Origin of the sequence: Methylophaga sp. UBA5088 (assembly GCF_002414625.1) — a bacterium.
Classification (GTDB): domain Bacteria; phylum Pseudomonadota; class Gammaproteobacteria; order Nitrosococcales; family Methylophagaceae; genus Methylophaga; species Methylophaga marina.
Map to the genome: position 1 here is coordinate 4,303 of NZ_DIAC01000098.1, position 2,590 is coordinate 6,892.

At 44.2% G+C, this 2,590-nt stretch carries 4 protein-coding genes; 2 read left to right on the forward strand and 2 right to left on the reverse strand.

Annotated features, from left to right (window positions below; all coding sequences use genetic code 11):
- A partial coding sequence (rpsT, locus tag B4K20_RS12235; RefSeq protein WP_289283112.1) for a 30S ribosomal protein S20 occupies positions 1-126 on the reverse strand: 126 nt, incomplete at its 3' end.
- 133 nt (positions 127-259) lie between these two features.
- On the opposite strand from rpsT, the gene B4K20_RS12240 reads away from it, so the two are divergent.
- A complete protein-coding gene (locus tag B4K20_RS12240; protein WP_289243746.1) occupies positions 260-1,039 on the forward strand; it encodes an exodeoxyribonuclease III in 780 nt (259 codons plus the stop codon).
- 57 nt (positions 1,040-1,096) lie between these two features.
- Positions 1,097-1,273, forward strand: a complete 177-nt coding sequence (locus B4K20_RS12245) for a DUF6435 family protein (RefSeq protein ID WP_289243747.1) — start codon at positions 1,097-1,099, stop codon at positions 1,271-1,273.
- A gap of 18 nt (positions 1,274-1,291) precedes the next feature.
- On the opposite strand, the gene B4K20_RS12250 is transcribed toward B4K20_RS12245, so the two are convergent.
- A partial coding sequence (locus tag B4K20_RS12250) for an ATP-dependent DNA helicase RecQ (RefSeq protein ID WP_289283086.1) occupies positions 1,292-2,590 on the reverse strand: 1,299 nt, incomplete at its 5' end.

Consider the following 2,590-nt stretch of genomic DNA (forward strand, 5'->3'; position numbering starts at 1 on the left):
ACCAGCTGCGATTGCTTTTCTCAGTGCTTTAATCGTTGTACGCATCGCTGAACGTTGGCTGGCGTTACGCTGACGGTGTACTTCTGCTTGACGCGCGCGTTTTCTTGCTTGTGCCGAATTTGCCAAAGTGCTTCTCCTAAAAATTCATTTATCTGTAGCTAAACCTAGCTATCTGTATTTACAGATGAGCCCGACATTATCCGGATTTTAATCTGATTTGTAAATGGTATTATGTGATTATTTTTCAATAGGATGACCCATGCGCATAATCACAGCCAATGTGAACGGTATTCGAGCCGCCGCCCGTAAAGGTTTTTTTGACTGGTTGCCTAAACAAAACGCAGATGTTGTCTGTATTCAGGAAACCAAAGCCCAAGTTCATCAACTCGAAGATGATATTTTCAGGCCGCAAGGATATCACTGTTATTACCATGATGCTGAAAAAAAGGGCTACAGCGGTGTGGCATTGTATTGCAAAGCAGAGCCCGATGAAGTCATTGTTGGTATGGGCAATGAGGAGTTTGATGCAGAAGGTCGTTATATCGAAGCGCGTTTTGGTAATTTGAGCGTCATTTCACTGTATATGCCCTCAGGATCATCAAAAGAAGAGCGTCAATTGGTTAAGTATCGCTGCATGGATTTTTTCGAAATAAAAATGCAGGAAATGAAAGATTCCGGTCGCGATGTCTTAATCTGCGGCGATTGGAATATTGCACATAAAAATGAAGATATTCGTAACTGGAAAGGCAATTTGAAAAATTCAGGCTTCCTGCCTGAAGAACGAGCCTGGCTAGACAAGTTGTTTGATGACATGGGCTTTATTGATGCCTTCCGTGAGTTACCTCAGGAAGAACACCAATATACTTGGTGGTCAAACCGTGGTCAGGCCAGAGCGAACAACGTCGGATGGCGCATTGATTACCATATCTTAACGCCAAGTATGAAAGGCAAAGTTAAAGCAACTGAAATCTATCGAGACGAGTCATTTTCAGATCATGCACCACTTATTATTGATTACGACTACGAGCTGGCAGAATAAAAACGAACTTTATCGCGACATAACTCTCTGACTTATTTATTCATCAGAGAGTTATGTATGTGGTCATTATTCAAGTCCGATCCAGAGAAAAAGCTAAAAAAGCAACTAGCGCAAAAGCGTGAACAGGCATTAACTGCTCAGCGTAATGGTGATATGCGACTGTTTGCCTCGCTGACACAGGAATCTGAGGCAATATTGAAGCAGTTACAACAAGTGCAGTCTGATAAAGCCTGAACTTAGTCTATGTGTGCTCTAATACATTGAGGCAAGCACGCAACGAATTACACCATAATCATAAGCTTCATCCAGCGCCTGATAAATCGCTTTGAGGCTCTGCGACTCATCGCCTAAAGATTCAATGGTGAGCACAATTGTGTTGAGCTCGGCATCTTCCAGATCTAATACGTCTTTCACATCCAGCAAGCCGGCGTTGATGCCTTCAGCCAGATGGCTGTATACCGTGCTGAGTTTCAAATTGCGCTGTTTAGCAATGTTATCTATGCCATGTCCCTTTTCAAGTAATAACAGCGTGTCATTAATGGTGTCACTCAAGCCGTTATTAAGTAATTCTGATAAGGGATGCTGTTGAATCAGCTCTAAAAACGCATGACCATAATGATTGAGTTTCTGCTCGCCCACTCCGGAAATCCGTTGCATTGCCGCCATATCTGCAGGCCGGTAACGACACATTTCCAATAATGTCGCATCATGAAAAATAACATAAGGTGGCACACCATGCTGTTTGGCTATATCAGAACGTAATTGACGCAAGGCTTCCCATAGACGCTCGTCTTGTGGGCGAACAGCGGTTTGTCTTTTACTGGCTTTAGCCGTAGATTTTTTTGGAGACTGTTTTCTTAATTTTAATGTTTGCTCGCCGCGTAATACGGGCCGACATTTTTCTGTCAGTCGTAATGCGCCATAACGTTGAATATCAATATCGAGATAACCTGTGGCAATTAACTGCCGGAAAATGCCTCGCCATTGCGTCGCATTCAGTTCAGTGCCGATGCCATAAGTGCTCAACTTATCATGCTGATTATGTTTGATACGATCATCGTCACTACCCAGTAACACATCGATTAAATAATTCACCCCAAAACGCTGCTCAGTGCGGTAAACGCAGGATAGGGCTTTCTGTGCTATTTCTGTCGCATCAAAGCTTTCTGGCGGCGTTTGGCAGTTATCGCATTGGCCGCATTTTTCAGGGGCTTCTTCATCAAAATAGGCCAGTATGGCCTGACGACGGCAAGTGATGAGTTCACATAAACCGAGCATGGCATCTAATTTATGCTGTTCAACCCGCTTGATCATATCGGGCGCATTAGAGTCTTGCATAAACTGCCGCAGGGTAATGACATCCTGCAGGCCATAGGCCATCCAGGCATTGGCCGGTAAACCATCGCGACCCGCGCGGCCGGTTTCCTGATAATAAGCTTCAATATTTTTCGGCAAATTCAGGTGAGCGACAAATCGCACATCGGGTTTATCAATACCCATACCAAAGGCGATGGTGGCGACAATGATCACACCTTCTTCGCGTAAAAAGCG